We start from the raw sequence: 20318 nt of genomic DNA, 5'->3' as shown, positions 1-20318 counted from the left end.
ACCAGACCAGGCCAATAGGAGTGATCTCGTTGATCAACGACGTAATCAAACCGACTATCGGCGAGCTATTCTCTACGGACTCACCCCTCATGTTTAATGTGCCTCGCTACCAGCGCGAGTACACCTGGGCCAAGCGCGACTGGGAGAACCTCTTCGACGACATTTCCGACAATGACAAGGGTTATTTCCTCGGCTCTATCATCGTCATCGACCATGGCTACAACGCAGAAAAGGGCGTGACCCAATGCGAGCTTATCGACGGCCAGCAGAGGCTCACCACCGTCAGTTTGCTGCTTGCTGCACTGTACGACCAGCTCAGCAAGCACAAAGATGATGCCGAGGAGGACGAAGATGAGGTCAACGTCGAACTCATCAACCTCAAGAACCGCCTCATCATGAAGAAGTCCAAGGGGCAGACGCGCGTGGTTCCCCAGGTCCAAGGCAAGAACCTCCAAGACTACAGGGCTCTCATGGGAGAGCGGGTCTCCAATCAAATTAAGGACACGAGGCCCAAGTACGCAGGCAACAGGAAGATCTATAAGGCATACGCATACTTCGAGTCCCGACTAGAGGCCATGGTCGAAGCGCCTGAGAGAACCCACCCGAACAACGCCTACGAGGCCTTCAGCAACTTCCTCGACAAAGTGCTTTCCGCAGTGATAGTCCAGATCAGCGTTTCCAACGCATCCGAGGCCTATACCCTGTTCGAGTCCCTTAACAATAGGGGCCAGGCCTTGAGCGCGGTTGACCTCATCAAGAACACCCTGCTCTCCAGCTTTAAGGACGCAACCGAGGAGGACCTGAACGACCACTTCAACCAGTGGCAGCGCATGCTCTCCCTGCTTGGAGAGGACTACAAGACTCAGGAGCGCTTCTTCAGACAGGCATACGCTGCGTTCAGGCGAGAGGTGAACAAGCCGTTCATCACCGGAACCGCTCAGTACCCTCTCGGAGCCGTAGCAACCAGGTCAAACCTCCTCCACATCTACGAGAAGCAGATTAAGAACGATGCAGCCGGCATGCTCGATTGGTTGCTCAAGAACGCGGAGGAGTACACGAAGATCGCGCTTGTGGACACGGATGGCATCTCTGGCGACTTGGAAGAGTCGCTTATGAACCTTTCAAGGATTCAGGGCGTTCCCTCGTATGTGCTCCTGCTCCACTTGATGCGGAGAGCGGACAGCCTTTCGCTCACGGATCAGCATCTGGTCCAGGTAAATGATCTTTTGGTCAAGTTCTTCGTAAGGCGTAACCTTACCGACGCTCCTCCAACGCGCGACCTTACCAGGATCTTCATCAACATCGTTGAGGGCATCGAAGATGAAAAGAAAACTGGTGACGATCTCGTGCAGTTCGTGCGCGCCAAGCTTCTGGCGGTCTCGGCAGACGATAATCGATTTGCCGAGATGCTTGCAGGCCCGCTTTATGAATCCAATCCTGACACGGCTAGGTTCATTTTGACGAGCTTGGCTACGCCGTCGGTTACCAAGGAGATGAAGGGCCTTTGGGAGCGCGTTCCTTCTGGTACATACGTTTGGACCATCGAACACGTTCTTCCCCAGGGGAAGAACCTACCTGACGCTTGGGTCACCATGATTGCCGGTGGAGACAAGGCGCTCGCCGCCCAGATTCAGAACGATCATGTCCATGAGCTCGGCAACCTAACTTTGACTGGTTACAACTCAACCTTGAGCAATCTTTCCTTCCAGGAAAAGAAGTTCAGGAAGGATAAAGATGGCAACCCTGTTGGCTACCTCAACGGCTTGAAGATCAACGAAGATATTGCTTCAAGAAACGATTGGGACGAAGCAGCAATCACAGCGAGAACAGAGAAGCTCGTTAAAGATGTAATCCAACTGTTCACGCTATAGAGGTTAGGGGAGGGTTTGCAATGACCGCTCTACCCCGCCCTGCCCCGACAAATCTTCAGGCGGTTTGGAGGTCTCACACCTGCGGGCCTGCAAGCCACCCGCTACCTTTGCCACCGTCTGTCATATCAAAATGCCTCGTGATAGAAATATGACAACATGGATTTTCGAGAATTTAGTTTCATGCAGCGCAAAATTCCGAAAAATGGCGAACTGGAATTGAAACTGAAGAAAATACGAAACTTTTTAACTATTAAGTGGGAGTAGTCATGTATTTTAATCTCATCATTAGGTATGATGAATCTCGAGAGATTGAATCCGACAGGATGTTCGAGAATACGAACCGTGCTATCAGGCAGCGATTTACGTGCGATGACGAACCGGATCTGGAAGCGCTCTGTGATTTGCCTACTATTATGGTGAAAGAGTTTGGGCCGGATACTGGGAAGCAAATTGCACGTATCGGGTATATCGACGCTCCATCTATGTGTCCGACAATGAAGAATCCGATTCTTCAATTTTCCTCAGATTTATTGATTGAGAAACAGGTTTTGGGGGATAAGAGCTATACTCCGAGGCAACTGGAGTGGGTTGGTCATCGTACACGTTGGAGTGTTTTTGAAGGGGATCCATTTCGTATTTTGCTTGGAGATGGTTTTCCGGGAGCGGCGAAAGAGGTCCAATCTTTGCCCATTGATGAAACAATGATTGCAGTGATGATGCCTTTTAATAGAGGGCATCACTCCGTGGATCCAGTGTTTGAGGCTATTCGGAATGGGGTTGAAGCGGTAGGGAAGACTGCGCGTCGTGTTGATGAACTCAACACTCCAACCGATATTCCAGATGATGTTAGGAATCTTATTCGCTCTTCATATGGGGTGATTGTTGATCTTACTGATCTTAATTCGAACGTGCTGTATGAACTCGGATTTGCGGATGGGCTTGGAAAGAAGCCGATTCTGATTCATGCGGGTCCGATTGGCAAGTTACCTTTCGATTTCAGCTCGAGGCGCGTATTTTCATATCATGATGATAAAGAAGGTCTTGAGATCTTTTCGAGAAAGCTAAGTGACATACTGCGGGAGCTGTAGATTCATTACGCTAACGTTTCACCCTGTTCTGGAGAGCGTAGGAATTTGTTCGTGAATTGAGTGTAAAGCTGGTGATGATCGCAGTCAGGAACCCGGTGGGTGAGTGAGCTAGAACTAGGACGGGGCGAAACTTATAGCCGCGGTCGTCGAAGCTAAAGCGCGCGTGCCAGATCTCCCATGGTGTGGGTGCTCCCTCAGTCGCCGTCATCCCAGTCTCCCGGGAGCTGCGCAACGCCGTTTGAGTCCATCGTGGGGCGGTAGGCGTAGCGCTCGAGTCCGTCGAACGTAGGAGTCTCGGGGCGCATGTCGAAGGGGAGGCCTCCGACTTCGATCGACTTCGCGAGGAAGATGTTGATTGCGTCCGAGAGGCTAATTCCCCAGCGTGCATAGACGGCTGCGGCATCGGCCTTAATCTGTGCGGTCGTGCGGGTCTTCACCTCAGCTGTGCGGGGCATCGTCGGCATGGTCGCTCCTTTCGATACCTCTATTATAGGCCCGAACCGGGTACGGTTTGGGTTCTATATGAGCTTAGATGGGCTGATTTGCTGTCGGTGTCCCCGGCCTCGTCCCTGATTCGTGGGACGAGGCCGGGGCGTCTTGTCGATCCGGCCGTCGCGATGCTTGTGGTGGAGTAGGGTTCGTCGTAACGAAGCGGCAACCCCGAATCAAGGAGGATGGCACGTGGATCTGCTCGAATACATGCGCTCGCAAAACAACATGACGCAGGCCGAATGGGAGCGCATCTTTGAGGACGAGGCTAGGGAGATCCTCGTCCTGCTCGCCGGCGGTGGCGGGGCGGGCAAGAGGAGCGGATTCTGGGACGTCTCGCACTACTTCATTGCGTATGTGGACTGCCAGACCGGCGCGCTGCACACGGGTGACGGCCGGATCGTCTATCCCGTCAGCGACGAGGAGCACGATGCCGGAGGAATCCTCGATCGCTTCCGTCGGGAGGCGGTGTGCCGCCTCAAGGCCCGCAAGAAGATTCCGCACGAGGTTCCCGAGGGCGTGACCGCCTCCTCGCAGAACGAGTTCCTGATCGTTGAGGTCCTGGAAGAGGATCCCCCGTGCCCCGCCCTGGAAGAGGTGCTGGCCGAATACCGCAGGCCGGTCGTGGTGACCGACGAGGTGCTCGGAGAACTCACTCTCGACAAGGATCTCGACACGTTCGAGGGGGAGGTCCTGTGGCGCGGTGAGCAGATCTTCTTGGTGCTCGAGGTTGATGTGGCGGATGAGGACACCTGGGCCGATGCCAGGCGGGCGATGAAGGTGATGCTGGTGGAGCAGGATCGCTGGGACCGTGACATGCGCACGAGCGCCGCACGTGAGCTGACCGAACTTGCGTGCGAGTGGCGCGAGTCCGCCGACGAGGAGGTCCCCGAGATTACGGAAGAGAGCTTCGCTCGCCGGATCGAGCTGCGCAGCATCGCGATGGATCCGGACGGTTCATTTTCCGCATACTTCGATGACGACGATATGTTCTTCGGCCACTGCGTCACCGCGTACGGAACTCTGGCCGATGGAGTGACCGCGGCGAACATGGAGGGATAGGCGTCCTACGCGTTGGCCGGAGCGGTGCGGCGATGCGTGCGACTCTGTCCATGAGCAGCTTTCTTCATAGGGCTTCATTGGCTCGCGATGACTATAACATCGCTGTCGTGTAACGAGGTCTACCCCGCCTGGCAGGGTAGGCCTCGTTATGTGCGCCTGGTGTCGCTACCGAAATAGTCGTGCGTTCAGCTCAGTGCGCGGTAGTGGGACTACTTCTGGCCCTCCACGTCGGGCACGTATGCGAGGAACCCGGCCAAGACCTCGTCGTTGTGCTCGAAGAACGGCTTCCCCTTGTCGAGGGAATCGATCTGGGCCATGTCCTCGTCGGTCAGCACAAAGTCGAACAGGTCGATGTTCTGAGCGATGTGCGACGGCGTCTTCGAGCCCGGGATCACGATGTGTCCCTGCTGGATGTGCCAACGCAGCAGCACCTGGGCGGGGGACTTGCCGTGCTTCTCGGCGAGGCCCTGGACGAGGGACTCGGTCATGATCGAGTCGTTGCCGCGTCCGCCCAGCGGGTACCACGCCTGCAGCGCGATGTTGTGCTCCTTGAGGAGTTCCTTGAGCTCCGTCTGCGGGAAGTAGGGGTGGCACTCGACCTGGTTGATCGCGGGGATAACCTCGCACTCGTCGAGGATGCGCTGCGTCTGGGCAACGTCGAAGTTCGACAGGCCGATCGCGCGAATCTTGCCTTCCTTATGCGCCTTCTCGAGGATGCGGTACCCCGCGACGGTATCGCCGGCGGGCTGGTGCAGGATCATCAGGTCGATGTAGTCCGTGCCCAGGCGCTCGAGCGTCTCGTCGACGGCGCTGGCGCGTTCGAAGAACGACGGCCAGAGCTTCGTCTCGAGGAAAACTTCCTCGCGCGCCTTCGAGGACGCGCGCATTCCGCGCCCGACGGCGCGCTCGTTCACGTAGACGTTCGCCGTGTCGATCAGCGTGTAGCCGTTGTCCAGCGCGTAGGTGACAGCCGACTGTGCGTCGTCCGGCTCCAGCAGGTAAGTGCCGAGGCCGACCTGGGGGATGGTGACGCCGTTGTTCAGGGTGATGAGGTCCATGTGAGCTCCTTCGTTCTCATCAGAGGCGTGCGCTGGAACGGCAGTGCGGTAGTCGAGCTGCGCGGACGCCGCTGCTTGTCAGCCTATAGTCATCCCGGGAAGGCATGCCTGACGACGGTCGCGTGTAGGCGTGTGACATGTGACGAGTTGGCGTCAGGAGCGCTGTATCCCTCGGTTCTGCGATTGACGAGGGCTTGCTCAGGCCTATACTGAACACTGTTCATTATGGATTGTCGTAGGTAGTAGGACAAGAGGAAGCCGTGCCCAAACAAGTGATCGACCCCGAGAAACTGGTCAGCCAGGCCTACGCCATCGCCTCGCGCGACGGCATCTCCGCGCTCTCCGTGCGCAAGGTCGCCACCGCGTGCGGCATCGCGGTCGGCTCGGTCTACGGCTACTTCCCAACCAAGGCAGACCTGACCGCAGCCGTGCTCACCCGTTTCTTCGAAGAGAACCTCTCCGACGAGCTGTGCGCCGTGCGCCCGGGTGAGCGCTTCACCTCCTACCTGCGGCGTTTCCGCGAGGCCCTGTGCGCCGCGCGCGCCGACATGAGCGTCGACTGGTTCGCCGAGATGCGCCGCCTCCCCAGCGCAGAACAGGAAGCCCTCGAGGCCGTGCGCGCCCCCATGCTCGCCCACATCGAGCGCGGGCTCGGGCGCGTCCTCGACGCGGACGAGGCCGTGGTTCGCTCCCGGCTCGTCGGTCCCATGAGCGCCGAGGCCCTGTGTCGCTACGTGCTGCGCAGTATTTTCGCTTCGCTCATGGATGGCGGCGAGTGCGAGACTCTGTTCGCCCTCCTCGACGCCGCCCTGTACGACGATACCGCACACGAAAAGGAAACAAAGTCATGAGTCGATTCCGCATCAAGAAACAGCCCCTCATCGCCGTCGCCGGCATCGTCTGGCTGCTCGCCGGCCTGAACGTCGCGATCCTCGGCGTGCGCGCGGCCATCGACGTGCGCGGCCTCGCCGCGATCGTCCTCCTTGCGCTCGCGGGCGGCGCGGTCGCCATCTTCTGCGCCTTCCACCCCATGTTCAGCAAGCTCGTTCAGAAGAACGCCCAGCGCATCGCCGACCTGGAGGGGGAGCGTCACCACGTTGTCCGCTTCTTTGACCGCAAGAGCTACATGATGATGGCGATCATGATGTCGTTTGGTATCGGCATGCGCGCCGCAGGGCTCTTCCCTGACTGGTTCATCGCCTTCTTCTACACTGGCCTCGGTCTCGCCCTGACCCTGGCGGGGGCCAGCTACATCGCGCGCGGCGTGCGCGGTCGCGCCTGGGCGTTTCATGGGACCGACTGAACCCGATGCGCTCTCCCGGCCAAGGCCTCGTCAATCGACGAGGCCTCCTGCCGTTTATCGGTCAGCTCTCCTTGATAGTCACGCGATTACCGCCAGTGGCGGTATAAATCTGGCGGTAATGCTGGATGACGTCGGTGTGGCCGGGTGATCACTGGTAGATGTGTCGGCGGTGTCCGACGGAAAAGACTTCGATGATGAGGCGGTTATCCTCGATGATGCACAGGGCGCGGTAGTTGCCGATCCGGTAGCGCCACTCGCCTGATCGGTTGGCGCTGAGGCCTTTGCCGTGGATGCGGGGGTTGGAGCAGCCCTCGAGGTTTTTGCCGATCCATGACGTAATGAGTCGCGCGTTGAATCGGTCCATTTTCTTCAGTTGCTTGAGGGCTGCGTCGCTGTACTCGACGTGGTAGGACATTTACAGGCCCAGCTGCGCGAGTACCTGCTCGTGGGTGTAGCGAACGCCGTTGTCTGCAGCGATCGCCTCGCGCAGAGTTGCAAGGTCCTGCTGGTCCTCGATCTTCTCGAAGACGGCATCTCGGACGAAGTCGGAAATTGTTTTTCCTTCAAATTCGGCGTACTTGCGCACGACTTCGGCGTCTGCTTCGTCAAGGCGCATGGTCATGGTGGGCATGGTGGCCTCCTAGAGCTGAATACAATGTATTCTAGTTCTCTCTGATGTCAATGTGCAATGGTGTTGTCTCTAGCGGGTGGTGCTAATTGTGGGTACTGCTCCTTGATTACCGCCAGTGGCGGTATAATTATGGCGGTAATAGGGGGTGGTCATGGCCTACAAACCGTCATTTGAACGCACCGACCTCATCGATGCACTGTGCATGGAGATCGCTGAGCTCGTCGGCATGCTGTCGCCTCAAGCCCCTCTGTCGACCAGCCCGACACTGCGTCGCGAGCTGCGGATCCAGACGATTTATTCCTCCCTCGTCATCGAAGGCAACAAGCTTGATGAGCGCGCGGTGAGCGCGATTATCGACGGCAAGCGGGTTCTCGGAGACCGGCGCGACATCCTCGAAGTCGAAAACGCGCGCGCCGCCTACGACCTTATTCCTGAGCTCGATCCTCATTCGCTAGAGGATCTGCTATGCGTTCACCGCGTGATGATGGGTGGCCTCGTCCCCGATGCTGGGCGCTTTCGGTCGGGCAATGTCGGCGTGTTCAACGGAGATACCCTCATCCATGCGGGGACTCCGGCGGCCTACGTCCCCGAGGTCATGGGAGGCCTCTTCGAGTGGCTGCGTACGACGCGTATGCACCCGCTGCTCGCTTCGTGTGTCTTTCACTTCGAGTTCGAGTTCTGTCATCCCTTTTCTGACGGGAATGGGCGGACGGGACGTCTCTGGCAGACTCTGCTCCTGTCTAGGTGGCGTTCGGAGTTGGCGTGGTTGCCCGTTGAGTCCGCGATCAGGAGGCGGCAGGCGGACTATTACAAGGCCTTGGCCCGCTCGGGTGCGAACGGTTCGTGTGAGAGTTTCGTGGAGTTCATGCTCGAAGCAATCAGGGAAGCCATACTTCCGTACGCACAGCCAGAGAGTGCAGCGGACGCGGAGCGAGCCCGCGCGCTCGCTTTCTTCCGTGACAACACGCGCTCCACCGTCGCCCAGCTCGCGCAGCACCTTGGGTGCTCGAAGAGGAGCGCTGAGCGCATCGTCGCACAGCTCAAGGAAGAAGGCGTGCTCGAGCGCCAGGGGAGTCCCCGTGCGGGTTTGTGGATTGTCCACATCGACAATAATTTGGCTAATTCCTAGGGGATAGGGGGGCCGACAATGAGGTATGTCAGGGCGGTGGAATTAAAGTGCGGGCTGGAACTCCTCGTGAGGAACGCCGTTGCCTCGGACGCCCGCGCGTTGCGTGAGACCACGCAACGTACCCATGCGGAGACCGACTACCTGCTGTCCTACCCGGATGAGCAGAGCGTCGACGACGAGCAAGAGGCCTGCTCTCTGGAAGAAGCAGAACGCAGTGGCAATGAGGTCGAGCTCGTCGCCGTCATCGACGGGTGGATCGTGGGGAGCGCAGGAGTTTCAGCAGTGCGCAGTCGGCGCAAGGTTGCGCACCGGGCGCGTTTCGGGATCAGCGTGCTCCAGGAGTATTGGGGACTGGGGATCGGCCGAGTACTTGTGGAATCGTGCATCGACTGTGCGCGCCGGGCGGGCTATGTCCAACTCGAGCTCGAGGTAGTGGCTGACAATCAACGCGCGGTCTCCCTCTATCGGCGCGCGGGGTTCGAGGAGTATGGGCGCAACCCCCGAGGCTACCGGTCTGCGGCCGCTGGCTACCAGGAGCTCGTGCACATGAGGCTGGAGTTGTAGCTCCACAGGGTCGCTGGACTAGTCAGTCTGCTTGGCCTCGCCTTCCTTGTCTTCCTTGTCTTCCTTGGCCTCCGGGGTGCGCCTGCGCCAATAGGCGTAGTCTTCATAGATGTACTTGTGTTCCCACACAGGATTACTCGGGCCCCAATCGGACATTGGGCAATCCGTGGTGACGTCGTCGGCCAGCTCGAGGATGACGTCGACGAGTTCGAGCCTGTCAACGAACCTGTCGGGGATCGCATTGAAACCGATTCGTGCTCCGACGAGCATTCCCGCGATTGCCGCTGTGGCGTTGGAGTTTCCGCCGTGGTTGGCGGCGAACGTCATCGCTCCCGCGATGTCGTTCTCGTAGCGTAGTGCGCAGAGGATGCCAATTGCCAGGGCCTCGTTGGCGACCCACCCCTCGCCGAGGGCGTGGATGGCATCCAGGTCGCTTGAGGCTGAGGTAGCAAGCGGCCTGGCGGACCAGATGGAGGACAACAGTTCGTGCACGGCCTTGCGGGAATCGGGGAAGGACTTGTCCAGAGACTTCAGTGTTTCGTTGACGGCCTCGGCGATGGAGAGCTCCTGGTGAATGATGAGTGAGATGATGAGGGCTAGTACCCCCGATGCCACCCAGGCAACTTCGTTGCCGTGCGTGAGGGCCGCCGTGTTTGCCGCCAAGTCGAGAATATAGGCGGGGTCGTCGGAGTAGGACAGGCCGATGGGGACGGCCCGCAGCAGGCATCCGGAGCCTTTGGAATCGTTGACGGGCTCGTCCATCGAGCCGAACTTGTCGGAACTAAAGACCCTCATGGAGGTGGGAGAAGGGGCGCGCTTCGCGGACAGGGCAGGGTAGGCGTTAATCCATCCCACCCGACTTCGGGATGCGCGTTCGGTTGTCTGCAACCGGTACCAGTCCATGTAGAAAGCGTCGAAATACTGGTACACAGGGGCCATGATCCCGCGCAGGGCCCCTCGCGTGTGAGCGAAGAGGATCCCATTTGCGCTGATCAGCATGAGCTGCGTGTCCGCGGTGAAGCACGCGGTTCCGTTCTCGTCCAAGTCGTAGGCGGTGATCCCGCGCAGGCCGTAGCGTTCGACGATCGCGGCCTCTGATAGCACTTTAACCGGGTAGCCCAGCGCGTCTCCAGCGGCGCAGCCGATCATTGCCCCTCGGATGCGATCTCGCTTGTCCATGAATGCCTCCTCGCGTGGGTTCGGATGGTGACCACGCTTAGCTTACCTGTCCGTGTTTTGAAGAGCCTGTGGTCCGCGTACCCTTGAATTGTGAAGGTTCTCGTCGTTCCCATGGTGGCGCGCTCGCGGATGGGCGGGCCGTGGTCGCGCGCGCAGCGCGTCGCACGTGCGTTCCGCGACGCTGGCCATGAGGTCGTGCTCGCGTGGGGAGACGACGGCAACTGTGCCAATCCCGTTGCTCCGACGCTCGAGATTCCGGTGCCCTCGCCTCTCGGTCTTCCCGAGGCCATCGCGCGCCACACCTTCCCCCTGGCCTCGCGCCTCGGCCTCATGGGTCGCAAGCCTGTGCGCAGCTTCGAGGAGGTCCTCTGGCTGACCGGTGCCCTCGACGAGCACTACACGCGCGCCGCCGTCGACGCGCTCCGCGCCCATATGCGAGCCATCCGCCCCGACGTCGTCTACTCGGAATTCAGCCTCGCTGCCGTCATCGCCGCCCGCGCCGAGGGCATCCCGTGCGTGGGCAGCGGCTCGCAGCCGACGACCCCCTCCTACGCTTCCAACCCGCGCAAATCCGCAGGGATTCGACGCCTGCTGCGCGAGATGGGCATCCCCGCCCCGGCCTCGTCCCTGACAATCCTGGAGGGGATGAGGCGCCGCTTCATCCTGAGCTGCCCGACCCTGGAACCGCGGGCAGGGGAGCGGGCTGTCTACTGCGGGTTCCTGGACGAGCCACCCGCCCCCACAGGTAAGCCTCGCGACTGCGCCCTCGTTTACCTCGGCGCGGGCAGCGTCCCCGCGGGCGTGGCCGTGCGTGCCGGGCGAGAGGTCGCCGAAGCCCTCGGATGCGACGTGTACGTCGCGGGAGCGCCCGAGGCTATCCACGCCTCAGGCGACTACACGGTGCGCTGCGCGCCCCGCTTCGACGTCGCCGATCTCCTGCCACGCGCCCGCGTCTTCGTGCACCACGGCGGGCAAAACTCGATGATGGACGCCCTGTCTTATGGGGTCCCGCAGGTCATCGTCCCGGGGCGCGTCTTCGAGCGCCAATTCAACGCCGAGGCCGTGGAAAACGCGCGTTGCGGCCTGACCGTGCGCGTTTCCCAGCCGGCGCTCATCGCGCGCGCTGCCCGACGCCTCGTCGATGAACCCGCCCTGACCTCGGGAATCCGAGGACTGCGCGCGGAACTGTCCTCGCTCGGCGGAGCCGCGCGCATCGTCCGTGAGGTTGAGGAACTGGTCCGTTAGCCTCAGTGCCAGCCGCGCAGGATCGCCTCGAGGCCCCGCTCAAACTGCGCGTTAAAGTCGTAGCGGCCGTCCAGGAGGTCCTCGATGAGCGGGCGCAGGGCCTGCGCGTCCTCGGGGTCGAGTGCGGCGCTCGCGGCCGACAGGTCGACCGGCTGCTCGGGGGAGCCGCCCACGGGCGGGACGACCTCGGCGGCGACGAAGGCTGTCGTGTAGATCGACACGGCGTTGACCAGCCCCAGCATGTCCGCGTTCGGCGTGAAACCGCGCCGTGCGAGCGTCACGAACACGCGCGCCAGGAGCGCAAGCTGCTCGGGCGTCGACATCGGGTGCGTGAGCAGCAGCATGACCGCGCCCGGGTGGGAACGCAGCGTGGAGGCCAGGCAGTGCGCGTAGGCGCGCATGTAGGTCAGCAGGGGCGAGGCCGGGGCGCCCTCGGTCGGTACCGATGCCTCGTTCGTCGGTGTTGCCGCCACGCCGACCGTTCCGTCGTCGACGCGGTCCAGGAAGGACTCGAACGTGAGTCGCCAGACCTGCTCGGCGATGCCCTCCAGGAGCGCCGCCTTGTCGGGGAAATGGCGATAAAAGGCGGCCTGGGAGACGCCGAGGCGCTTTCCCAAGGACCGCAGAGACAAAGCGGAGAGTCCCTCCTCGTCCACCAGGTCGAGCGCGGTCGACAAGATGATGTCTCGCGATAGTGCGCGCTGGCGTGACGACGGCATGGACTCTCCGCTTCGATGGACGTTACTCCCTGTGATAACGGAACTGTACCAGTGCCAGCCCCGCGATCACGGCGAAGAAACCCCACAGGACGCCGATCCGCGCCCCGACGTCCGACAGGCTTGCCCCGTCCAGGCTCACCTCGTGAATCGCGGTAATCGCCCAGTACGCGGGGGACAGGCGCGCGGCGTGCTGCGCCCAATCGGGGAACGAGGAGACCGTGGAGAAAGACCCGCCGATTCCCGCCGCCAGCATGCCGATGATGTTCGACAACGACAGGGCCGCGTCGCGGCTGCGCGACCACAGCGCGAGCGCGACGCCGAGCGCCGACAGAACCGCCGAGAAACTGAGGAGAATCGCGGCGAGTGCGACGAGGGATCCGGTCGGCCGATAGCCGAAAATGAGAGCGCCGAGCGCGAGGACAACCGCGATCTGAACGGTCTGCATGAGGAAGGCGACCAGCGCTTTGCCCGTCAGAATGGACGCGCGCGAGGTGGGGGAGGCCGCGAGGCGCTCCCACGTGCCCCACGAGCGCTCGTTGAAGAACGAGCCGATGATGTTCTGCACGGCCAGGAACGAGAAGAGGATCGCGATCGACGGGACGGCCTGCTCGGCGCCGGTGACGCCCGTGTAGCCGTCGGCCAGAAGCATCGACTTGAACGCCGGCATCATGAAGGGAATCAAGACGAGGGGGATGACCGTCAGGATCAGCGTGGGTGCCGGGTCGGTGAGCTGCAGGCGGATGTTCAGTCGGGTCATTGCCCCGAGTTGCTTAAGCTGCGACATGGTCACTCTCCTTGATGATCTGCAGGTACGCGTTGTGCAGGCTCGCCTGCGTGATGCGCACGTCCGTCAGGCGCGCGCCTTTGAGGGCGGGCGAGGCCAGGGCTTCGCCGATCCGCGAGCCCGGGTCGGCCTCGTCCCCGATGAGTGTCAGGCGCCTGCCGTCGGTGTTCCATCCGTCGATCGAGGGGATGGGGCGATCGAACTCGAGCGTGACCTCGGCCCGACCGTGGCGAGAGACGATCTCTTCGAGCGTGCCGCTCGCGACGATGCGTCCCTCGTTCAGGATCGCGATGTCGGAGCCGAGCTCCTCGAATTCCGCCAGGTAGTGCGAGGTGTAGACGACGGCCGCTCCGTCGTCTGCGAGCTGGCAGACCGCGCGTAGGATCTGGCTGCGCGCCTCCACGTCCGCGCCGACGGTCGGCTCGTCCATGAACACCAGGCGCGGACGGTGCATGATCGCCATGCCCGCGTGGAGTCTGCGTTGCTGTCCGCCCGACAGGTGTGAGGCGCGCTGGCCTCGTTTCTCTGTGAGGCCGAGGAGCTCCATGACCTCGCCCGCGCGGGAGGCGGCCTCGCGTCGGCCGAGTCCGTTGAGTTCGCCGAAGGCCGCCAGATTCTGGGCGACGCTCAGGTCGGGGTAGATACCCAGCTCCTGGGGTGCGTACCCGATTGACCGTGCGGCCTCGGCGGATGCGGGGCGGTGGCCGCAGATGGATGCGGTCCCCGAGTCGGCGCGGCGCAGCCCGCTCAGGATCGTGATGAGCGTGGACTTGCCTGCCCCGTTTCTTCCGAGCAGGCCGAGGACCTGTCCGGGTTCGACGCGCAGGTCGACCCCGCGCAGGACCTCGTGAGAGCCGTAGCTCTTGCGGATTCCCCGGGCGTCCAGGGCTGGTGAGTGTGGGTGTGACACGGTGAATCTCCCATCGGTTAACGCTGTTAACTTTGTGTCACGAGTAAGGTTAACAGTGTTAACTTGTGGGTGCAAGGCGGTGCTGTGTGCCGGGGAAAAATGCTGATTTGCTGCGTTTTTCTGACAATCTGTCGCTGCGTGGGGGAGGCAAGCGGCCCTACACTGTCCACGCTAGGCCTGAAGGAGGACTGAAAGTGCCAGGTATGGATACCTACGACGCGATCATGCTGCTGTCCTACGGTGGCCCGAACGGCCCGGACGACGTCCTGCCGTTTATGCGCAACGCGACGCGCGGTCGCGGAATCCCGGATGAGCGTCTGCTCCAGGTCGCTGCGCACTACAAGCGCTTCGGCGGCGTCTCGCCCATCAATGCCTGCAACCAGCGCCTGATCGCGGACTTGTCTGCCGAGCTCGCTCGCCGTGGGCACGACATTCCCGTCGGTTGGGGAAACCGTAACTGGCACCCCTTCGTGACCGAAGGCCTCGACGAGCTCGCCCAGGCGGGCGCCCGCCGCATCCTCGTCCTGCCCACCTCCGCCTACGCCTCGTACTCGGGGTGTCGCCAGTACCGCGAAGACCTCGCCGAGGCCGCCGAAGCTCTGCGCGAGAAGTGGGGCACCATCGTCCTGGGCGCCGAGGACAGTGCCGACAACCCCGACGCCGACATCATCCTGGACAAGGTCCGCCCCTACTACTCGGCCCCCGGCATGGCGAGCGCGCAGATCGCATCCATCCGGCGCGCGTGGGAGGCCCTCGCGGCGCGCGGCGTCGATGCGGACGGGATCCGTCTGATCTTCGTCACCCACTCCATCCCCGTGAGCATGGAAGCTGGGTCCTCGCCCTTCCCCTTCCGTCCCTCGATCGACGAGGCCGTGGCGGCCTCGGGCGGTCGCGCCGAGCAGTGGGGGAGTGAGGCCTCGTCGCAAACGGGAACCCCTGCAACCGAAATCAGCTACGTCGCCCAGCATCACGCCCTCATCCAAGCGATCATGCCCGAGCTGCGCCGCGTCCTCGGCCGCGCGGATCTGGGCTACGACCTCGTCTATTGCTCGCGGTCCGGACCCCCGCAGGCCCGCTGGCTCGAGCCCGATATCAACGATTTCCTCGAGGAGATCGCGGCCGACACAACGCCGCTGACCGGCACTGTCGTCGTTCCGATCGGGTTCATCTGCGACCACATGGAGGTCGTCTACGACCTCGACACCGAGGCGAAGGAAACCGCCGCGCGCCTGGGGATCCCCTACGAGCGCGCTGACACCGTCTCCACCGACCCGGGCTTCGTGTCCTCCCTGGTCGACGTGCTCGAAGAACGCGCGGCCCAGGCGCGAGGCGAGAATCCCTCGCCCGTCACCGTGACCGGCACCGGCCCCTTCCACACCGTCTGCCCGAGCGACTGCTGCCTCTCCCCGGCGCGCCCCGGGCACGCCTCGTCCGCTGGTGCCAGCACCCACCCCGGCACAGCCCCTCATTCTTCCGGCGCGCCCGCCCGAGCCGCCGGTCAACCAGCCCCAACCCAGGAGGACTCCATGTCTACCCCGCATCCCCACGCCGCCCGGCCGCCCGAGCAGAACCCGGAAAACCCGGGACATCCCGCAGGAGTGCCGGACCGCGTCGGTGAGCATGCCGCGCGCCACCAGGCCCGCCACGCGGGCACCGAGGCGACGCCCCACTCGCATGCCGCTCACGTCCGCGTCACCGACCCGCGCGACGCGACCGATATTGACTTCGACGAGGTCAACAACAAGCAGCACTATGCCCTCTACTCCGTGTTTGCGCTCGGTGAGTCCCTGCCCGCCGACGATGGCGAGCGCGGCCGCATCATCGCCGAATCCCTGGACTACGTGAAGGGCGCGGGAGCGGAAATCCGCGGCTTCTACGACGTGTCCGGCTTCCGCGCCGAGGCGGACCTGATGGTCTGGTGGCTCGACGACGACCCCGAGGTCCTGCAGGACGCCTACCACCGCCTGCGTGCCAGCGCGCTCGGCAAGTTCCTCGACCCGGTGTGGTCCTGCATGGGCCTGCACACCCCCGCCGAGTTCAACAAGCGCCACATTCCCGCCTGCTTCGGCGGCGTCGCCCCCCGCGACTGGGCGATGGTCTACCCCTTCGTGCGCTCCTACGACTGGTACCTCAAGGCCCCCGAAGAGCGCGCCCGCATCATGGCTGAACACGGCCGCAACGGCTTCGCGCAGTACCCGGACGTCAAGGGCTCAACCCTGTCGGCCTTCGGCTTCTCCGACTACGAGTGGGTGCTCGCTTTCGAGGCCGACACCCTGGATCGCCTCGAGGGTGTCATGCACGCCCAGCGCTACACCGAGGCGCGCCTCTACGTACGCGAGGACACCCCGTTCTTCACGGGTCCGCGCGTGAGCCTCGGCGAGTGGGCGGAGCGCCAGCCCCGCGCATAAGACCCTCTGATCTGCAAGCCAGCCCCGGCCTCGTCCCTGAGAAAAGGAACGAGGCCGGGGCTGCGTGTGTCGCGCTCACGCCGCGTGGGCGGTGCGCCCTACTTGCCCGGGAAAAGCAGCGGTAAGTTGTGCTCGACCTGGTTGGCGATCGAGGTCATTGAGTGGGTTTCGCCGTCGTCGATCCACAGCTGCAGGCTGTCCTCGGTCATGACGTCGGGATAGTCCTCGCGGAGCTCATCAATCTGCGGGGTCATATCCCACAGGGCTGGGTCCTCCGAGCCGACCGACGCGAGAATGAGGAAGTCGCGTGGCCCGTAGTGGGCGCGCTCGACGCCGGCGGTCACCAGCTCGGCGATGCGCGGGGAATCCGCGTCCTCCTCGCGCCCGATCCACGACTCACCGGCCATCGGCATATACCCGTAGAAGTACTGCGGACGCAAAGCAAAAACATCCCACGTGGTCGTCGCGCCCATCGAGAAACCGCCGAACGCGCGGTGCTTGCGCGAGGCTCGCAGCGACTGGTCGGAGGTGTCGCCGTGGGTGAACGTTGTGTAGTGGGACTCGACGGTGTCGATCAGAGTATCGATCTCGCTCGTCGCGAAGAAGCGATTAAGGGTGTAGTCCTCCTCGTAGTCATCCGTCGCGAACGAGCGATCCGGATAGTAGGTCGCGAAAACGACCAGCGTCGGTGCAGCCTTGCCGGTGCTCTCCAGCTCGTCGACGACGGGCGCAACGCCGTCAGCCAGACCGGCGGCGTTCCCCCACCAGCCGTGCGTCAGATAGAGGACGTTCGCGGGTGTGTCCGAGGCGTAGGACGCGGGAACGTACACGTAGGCCTGCTTGGTGTAAGTCGTCCCCTCATAGCTCTGCTCGTAGGTGATCGTGTCGATCGTGCCGTGCAGAGACTTGGCCGTGTCCATGAGTGAGGCGACGCCCTCGGGCAGGGGGTCCTCGTCCTCTTCATAGGCAATGGCCGTGGGGTCTTTCTGTCCGTTGCCCGAGCGGTTGAGCGCGAACGCCGTGACCCCCGCGAGGGCGAGCAGGCACAGCGCGATGATGGCGGTGATGCGGAACCTATTGTTTTGTCGTACGAGTCGTGTTGTCACTGGCTGCGCCTCAGCCCGTTCGTCGTCATGCGTTCAGCTGTCCTCATGCGCTCCACTCTATGCCCGCTTGATGTGCCGCTACCAATCGGTGTGGTCCTTCCCCCTGTCGTTAGCCCTTGTCGTCCCCTTATTGTCCCCTCGTCGTTTCGCTTGAACCTCGCACGTCCTTCCCCACCAATTTCGCACGTAATTCCCTCGCCGATCTTTCAAGATGTGAATTGTGATCGTTGAAATTCCGGGGTTTCTGGGGGATTGGTGAAATGGGAGCGCGGGGAATTACGTGCGGAATTTGGGGGAGGGGCAGAGTGGGGAGGAGTAGGGAAGTGCTGAGTGAGAGTCGACATGTGCGGATGGTTACCGTGATAGTCTCCCGGTATCTATCGCGAGTTGCATGGGAGCAAACATGACCCGGGACCTGATCCGTCGTGGCGACAACGAGCGCCTGGAGTTTTCTGAAACCCCCCTTCCTCAGCTGACGGACGTTCGAGTCGAGGGGACGTATGAGGTCAGCCTGAGTGAGGGCGGCGAGGCGGACGAGGTCGAAGCGTTCGAATTTGATCCCAACACCTCGCCCGCACAAGCCAGAGATTACGTCTTTGCCGCAGCGAGCGGCACTCTCATGGGAGCACTCAGTGTCCTGTGGCAAAAGGACTTCAACCTGGCGGACGCGCGCAAGTACGGGGCCGAAAAAATCGAGAAAATCGTCATTGAAGTAGCCCAGCGGCTGGATCCCAGGAAGGAAAATCCGAGTATCGCAGACGCGATCCGTTTCCTCGAAAAGACTTCTCCTTTCGTTGGTGACAAGCTCACTCCGGAGTTCGGTGGTGGTCTCCAGCACCACCTGCGCGACTTTTCCCACCATCCCTCGCCCGTGGGGCTCGTGTGCTCCATCCTCATGCAATTCACCGGCAAAGGGTTTGGAACCACGACGGATGGGAGCTTCGCGATCTTTGACTTGCCTGCCGAGGCTCTGAAGGATCGAAGGCTATTCGGCAGGAATGTCGAGGAAAAGTTCCTCTATGGAACCCTCAAATGGGTGTTCCACCTCATCAGCGACATGGCAGGCTCGAGCTCGACCCCCGGCGCGGGCACGGGCATTCCTGGCCCGATTCTCTCCTTCCTCAAGGAGGCCTCGGCCCTGCCATTCTTCCGGGACATGACTATCGCGCACGAGGACAAGGTCGCCACCTTCTCGCAGTGGGTGTCGAAGGCATTCAACGGTACTCTCCTGAAGGACCAGGACGGAAACCCCCTGCGCTTCGATCTGCGGACCGAGGTTGGCCTGGCGAGTCAGATCCTCACGCAGGTTCCCGCCGTCCTCGCCAACGAGTGCATTGTCCGCGGCTTCTACACGATCACGCGCTTCATCGATGAACTCAGACGCGCTGATGTGTCCAGCGTCAAGGACTTGGGACGCATTAATCCCTCACGATTCCTGCCCCTCAATAGCCGGGCGCTGACGCGTATGCTGACGGTTGCCTCCGGTTCCTTCGTGGTCATCAATACCTCTATCGCAGCTGTGCGTGCGGCGGTCGAGGGGGCTGCGAGTGGCGAGGTGGGAGCAGTCCCGCTTTTCTTCATGCGCCTCAACTATGTCGGGATCGGACGTTTTGCTTTCGCTCTGTGGGCAGACAGCTCCTACATCTACGAGGATGTCGAACGGTGGTGGGAGCGGTGTCAGGCGAGCAAGATGGGCACAGATGTGGCCGTGCATGCGCCCATGGGTGAGGAGGTTCAGCGTGTCGTCGAGTCGCTACGCATGCTGTGGCTCGAGGACGACTGTCGCCGCGAGAAGAACGACAAACAGCGTGAGCGCAAAGAAGTGCTGATTGGCGCTTGGGTGCGCAGGCAGCGTATCGCACACGACGAGAGCCAGGGGGAGTACTTCCTTGACGCCGCCGATGCCTACCGCGAGTTGGAAGCGGTGTGCTCAGGGGAGGATGGGGAACTCATTCGCCTGGCTGTTGCCCAGCAATTGCTCGCGTACCGCCCCTACGCCACGGAAAAGAAACTCTCCCTCTCCCAGACGTGGCTCACCGATGTCTTCATCGCCGACCAGGATGTTATCGATTCGGACACGCTCAAGCGGCTGAAGAGCGCGCGTGCGTCCTACGACCGGTGGCTCTCAGGTACCTACACGAAGTGGGCGGTGCGCGGTGCTGCGGCTGTGGCTGCAACCGTTGCCACGGGTGGGGTGGCGGCCGTGGCAGCTCCCGCGATCGCGACCGTCCTAGCCGGCGAGGCCGTGGTTGGACTGAGCGGTGCTGCGCTGACGAGTGCGAGCCTCGCGTGGGTAGGCGGTGGTTCCCTTGCTGCGGGAGGCCTCGGTATGGCGGGTGGAACCGCGATCATCACGGGAGGAGGCGCGGTTCTTGGCCTGACGGCGGCGTCGAGTGGAGCGGCCCTGGTGGAGGCTCTCAGCAAGGACTACGCAGAACGAGTGAAGCAGGGGTGTGTCGAGTGGCTCGCCCAGTGTTCGGTGCTTCTTGAGGAAAGCCCGGCGCAGGCACTGAGGGCCATCGAGGAGTTGAAGGTGCGCTTAGAACGAGCGATTGACGCGGACGAGCGCACGATTGATGCTCTGAAGGGCGCGAAGGAAAAAGACGAGAAGAAACTGAGGCAAGGCCTGAACGAAGGCGTTTCTCACCTCAGCTACACCGTGGCCGAGTTGGAGCGCCTCGGCAAGAAGGCACGCGAGGCCGCCCTGGAGAGCGGGGGCCTCGCGTCGAGCGCGAGCGCTGATGTCGCCCGCGCCGGAGACTTGGACTAGCG

General features: G+C 62.2%; 19 protein-coding genes. 10 read left to right on the top strand and 9 right to left on the bottom strand.

Going from position 1 to position 20318, the window contains the following annotated elements; all coding sequences use genetic code 11:
- Window positions 1-29 precede the first annotated feature (29 nt).
- Together O3656_RS02960 and O3656_RS02955 are read left to right on the top strand one after the other, a co-directional pair.
- Window positions 30-1871 (top strand): DUF262 domain-containing protein, encoded by a 1842-nt coding sequence (locus O3656_RS02960; protein ID WP_500062564.1) that lies wholly within the window; start codon window positions 30-32, stop codon window positions 1869-1871.
- A gap of 266 nt (window positions 1872-2137) precedes the next feature.
- A complete protein-coding gene (locus O3656_RS02955; RefSeq protein WP_500062563.1) occupies window positions 2138-2959 on the top strand; it encodes a hypothetical protein in 822 nt (273 codons plus the stop codon).
- Between the two features lie 194 nt (window positions 2960-3153).
- On the opposite strand, the gene O3656_RS02950 is transcribed toward O3656_RS02955, so the two are convergent.
- A complete protein-coding gene (locus O3656_RS02950) occupies window positions 3154-3423 on the bottom strand; it encodes a type II toxin-antitoxin system RelB/DinJ family antitoxin (RefSeq protein WP_500062562.1) in 270 nt (89 codons plus the stop codon).
- A gap of 217 nt (window positions 3424-3640) precedes the next feature.
- On the opposite strand from O3656_RS02950, the gene O3656_RS02945 reads away from it, so the two are divergent.
- Window positions 3641-4510: a DUF2262 domain-containing protein gene (locus O3656_RS02945; RefSeq protein ID WP_500062561.1), complete on the top strand. Its 870-nt coding sequence runs from the start codon at window positions 3641-3643 to the stop codon at window positions 4508-4510.
- A gap of 209 nt (window positions 4511-4719) precedes the next feature.
- On the opposite strand, the gene O3656_RS02940 is transcribed toward O3656_RS02945, so the two are convergent.
- Window positions 4720-5568 carry an aldo/keto reductase gene (locus O3656_RS02940; RefSeq protein ID WP_500062560.1) on the bottom strand — a complete coding sequence of 283 codons (849 nt, stop codon included), beginning with the start codon at window positions 5566-5568 and terminating at the stop codon, window positions 4720-4722.
- Between the two features lie 260 nt (window positions 5569-5828).
- On the opposite strand from O3656_RS02940, the gene O3656_RS02935 reads away from it, so the two are divergent.
- Window positions 5829-6419 carry a TetR/AcrR family transcriptional regulator gene (locus O3656_RS02935; RefSeq protein WP_500062559.1) on the top strand — a complete coding sequence of 197 codons (591 nt, stop codon included), beginning with the start codon at window positions 5829-5831 and terminating at the stop codon, window positions 6417-6419.
- Window positions 6416-6871 carry a hypothetical protein gene (locus tag O3656_RS02930; RefSeq protein WP_500062558.1) on the top strand — a complete coding sequence of 152 codons (456 nt, stop codon included), beginning with the start codon at window positions 6416-6418 and terminating at the stop codon, window positions 6869-6871. The genes O3656_RS02935 and O3656_RS02930 overlap by 4 nt, the downstream gene beginning before the upstream one ends.
- A gap of 148 nt (window positions 6872-7019) precedes the next feature.
- Here the strand turns inward: O3656_RS02930 and O3656_RS02925 are convergent, their stop codons facing one another.
- Together O3656_RS02925 and relB are read right to left on the bottom strand one after the other, a co-directional pair.
- On the bottom strand, window positions 7020-7286 hold the full coding sequence (locus O3656_RS02925; RefSeq protein ID WP_500062557.1) for a type II toxin-antitoxin system RelE family toxin: 267 nt from the start codon (window positions 7284-7286) through the stop codon (window positions 7020-7022).
- Window positions 7287-7502: a type II toxin-antitoxin system RelB family antitoxin gene (gene relB, locus O3656_RS02920; protein WP_500062556.1), complete on the bottom strand. Its 216-nt coding sequence runs from the start codon at window positions 7500-7502 to the stop codon at window positions 7287-7289.
- A gap of 151 nt (window positions 7503-7653) precedes the next feature.
- On the opposite strand from relB, the gene O3656_RS02915 reads away from it, so the two are divergent.
- Together O3656_RS02915 and O3656_RS02910 are read left to right on the top strand one after the other, a co-directional pair.
- Window positions 7654-8631: a Fic family protein gene (locus O3656_RS02915; protein WP_500062555.1), complete on the top strand. Its 978-nt coding sequence runs from the start codon at window positions 7654-7656 to the stop codon at window positions 8629-8631.
- An 18-nt stretch (window positions 8632-8649) separates the two neighbouring features.
- Window positions 8650-9195, top strand: a complete 546-nt coding sequence (locus O3656_RS02910; protein WP_500062554.1) for a GNAT family N-acetyltransferase — start codon at window positions 8650-8652, stop codon at window positions 9193-9195.
- Window positions 9196-9213: 18 nt separating this feature from the next.
- On the opposite strand, the gene O3656_RS02905 is transcribed toward O3656_RS02910, so the two are convergent.
- The gene (locus O3656_RS02905; RefSeq protein WP_500062553.1) at window positions 9214-10374 is read right to left on the bottom strand and encodes an ADP-ribosylglycohydrolase family protein; all 1161 of its coding nucleotides are present in this window, start codon (window positions 10372-10374) and stop codon (window positions 9214-9216) included.
- Between the two features lie 111 nt (window positions 10375-10485).
- Between O3656_RS02905 and O3656_RS02900 the strand changes: the two genes are divergently transcribed.
- Window positions 10486-11619, top strand: coding sequence for a glycosyltransferase (locus O3656_RS02900; protein WP_500062591.1), 1134 nt, complete (start codon window positions 10486-10488; stop codon window positions 11617-11619).
- A gap of 2 nt (window positions 11620-11621) precedes the next feature.
- On the opposite strand, the gene O3656_RS02895 is transcribed toward O3656_RS02900, so the two are convergent.
- From O3656_RS02895 to O3656_RS02885, 3 genes are read right to left on the bottom strand one after another with little or no spacing between them, the layout of a single operon-like run.
- Window positions 11622-12338, bottom strand: a complete 717-nt coding sequence (locus tag O3656_RS02895) for a TetR/AcrR family transcriptional regulator (protein ID WP_500062552.1) — start codon at window positions 12336-12338, stop codon at window positions 11622-11624.
- Window positions 12339-12360: 22 nt separating this feature from the next.
- On the bottom strand, window positions 12361-13122 hold the full coding sequence (locus tag O3656_RS02890; protein ID WP_500062551.1) for an ABC transporter permease: 762 nt from the start codon (window positions 13120-13122) through the stop codon (window positions 12361-12363).
- Entirely contained in the window at window positions 13109-14032 is a 924-nt protein-coding gene (locus O3656_RS02885; RefSeq protein ID WP_500062550.1) for an ABC transporter ATP-binding protein, read from the bottom strand. Before O3656_RS02885 ends, O3656_RS02890 begins: the two co-directional genes overlap by 14 nt.
- A 203-nt stretch (window positions 14033-14235) precedes the next feature.
- Here O3656_RS02885 and hemQ point away from each other — a divergent pair, with 203 nt between their 5' ends.
- Complete coding sequence (hemQ, locus tag O3656_RS02880; RefSeq protein WP_500062549.1) at window positions 14236-16440, top strand: hydrogen peroxide-dependent heme synthase; 2205 nt, start codon at window positions 14236-14238, stop codon at window positions 16438-16440.
- A 98-nt stretch (window positions 16441-16538) separates the two neighbouring features.
- On the opposite strand, the gene O3656_RS02875 is transcribed toward hemQ, so the two are convergent.
- A complete protein-coding gene (locus O3656_RS02875) occupies window positions 16539-17546 on the bottom strand; it encodes an alpha/beta hydrolase (protein ID WP_500062548.1) in 1008 nt (335 codons plus the stop codon).
- 403 nt (window positions 17547-17949) lie between these two features.
- Here O3656_RS02875 and O3656_RS02870 point away from each other — a divergent pair, with 403 nt between their 5' ends.
- Window positions 17950-20316 carry a hypothetical protein gene (locus O3656_RS02870; protein ID WP_500062547.1) on the top strand — a complete coding sequence of 789 codons (2367 nt, stop codon included), beginning with the start codon at window positions 17950-17952 and terminating at the stop codon, window positions 20314-20316.
- Window positions 20317-20318: the final 2 nt, after the last annotated feature.

It is taken from the genome of Pauljensenia sp. 27098_8_83, assembly GCF_041432695.1.
Classification (GTDB): Bacteria; Actinomycetota; Actinomycetes; order Actinomycetales; family Actinomycetaceae; genus Pauljensenia.
Note: the sequence above shows the minus strand (reverse complement) of the source record. Positions and strands in the feature narration are given on the sequence as shown.

Excerpts from the sequence above, each read along its gene's own strand:
- O3656_RS02955 (WP_500062563.1), top strand. The coding sequence starts at position 2,138 with ATGTATTTTAATCTCATCATTAGGTATGATGAATCTCGAGAGATTGAA.
- O3656_RS02950 (WP_500062562.1), bottom strand. The coding sequence starts at position 3,423 with ATGCCGACGATGCCCCGCACAGCTGAGGTGAAGACCCGCACGACCGCA.
- O3656_RS02940 (WP_500062560.1), bottom strand. The coding sequence starts at position 5,568 with ATGGACCTCATCACCCTGAACAACGGCGTCACCATCCCCCAGGTCGGC.
- O3656_RS02930 (WP_500062558.1), top strand. The coding sequence starts at position 6,416 with ATGAGTCGATTCCGCATCAAGAAACAGCCCCTCATCGCCGTCGCCGGC.
- O3656_RS02925 (WP_500062557.1), bottom strand. The coding sequence starts at position 7,286 with ATGTCCTACCACGTCGAGTACAGCGACGCAGCCCTCAAGCAACTGAAG.
- relB (WP_500062556.1), bottom strand. The coding sequence starts at position 7,502 with ATGCCCACCATGACCATGCGCCTTGACGAAGCAGACGCCGAAGTCGTG.
- O3656_RS02915 (WP_500062555.1), top strand. The coding sequence starts at position 7,654 with ATGGCCTACAAACCGTCATTTGAACGCACCGACCTCATCGATGCACTG.
- O3656_RS02910 (WP_500062554.1), top strand. The coding sequence starts at position 8,650 with ATGAGGTATGTCAGGGCGGTGGAATTAAAGTGCGGGCTGGAACTCCTC.
- O3656_RS02905 (WP_500062553.1), bottom strand. The coding sequence starts at position 10,374 with ATGGACAAGCGAGATCGCATCCGAGGGGCAATGATCGGCTGCGCCGCT.
- O3656_RS02900 (WP_500062591.1), top strand. The coding sequence starts at position 10,486 with ATGGTGGCGCGCTCGCGGATGGGCGGGCCGTGGTCGCGCGCGCAGCGC.
- O3656_RS02895 (WP_500062552.1), bottom strand. The coding sequence starts at position 12,338 with ATGCCGTCGTCACGCCAGCGCGCACTATCGCGAGACATCATCTTGTCG.
- O3656_RS02890 (WP_500062551.1), bottom strand. The coding sequence starts at position 13,122 with ATGTCGCAGCTTAAGCAACTCGGGGCAATGACCCGACTGAACATCCGC.
- hemQ (WP_500062549.1), top strand. The coding sequence starts at position 14,236 with ATGGATACCTACGACGCGATCATGCTGCTGTCCTACGGTGGCCCGAAC.
- O3656_RS02870 (WP_500062547.1), top strand. The coding sequence starts at position 17,950 with ATGACCCGGGACCTGATCCGTCGTGGCGACAACGAGCGCCTGGAGTTT.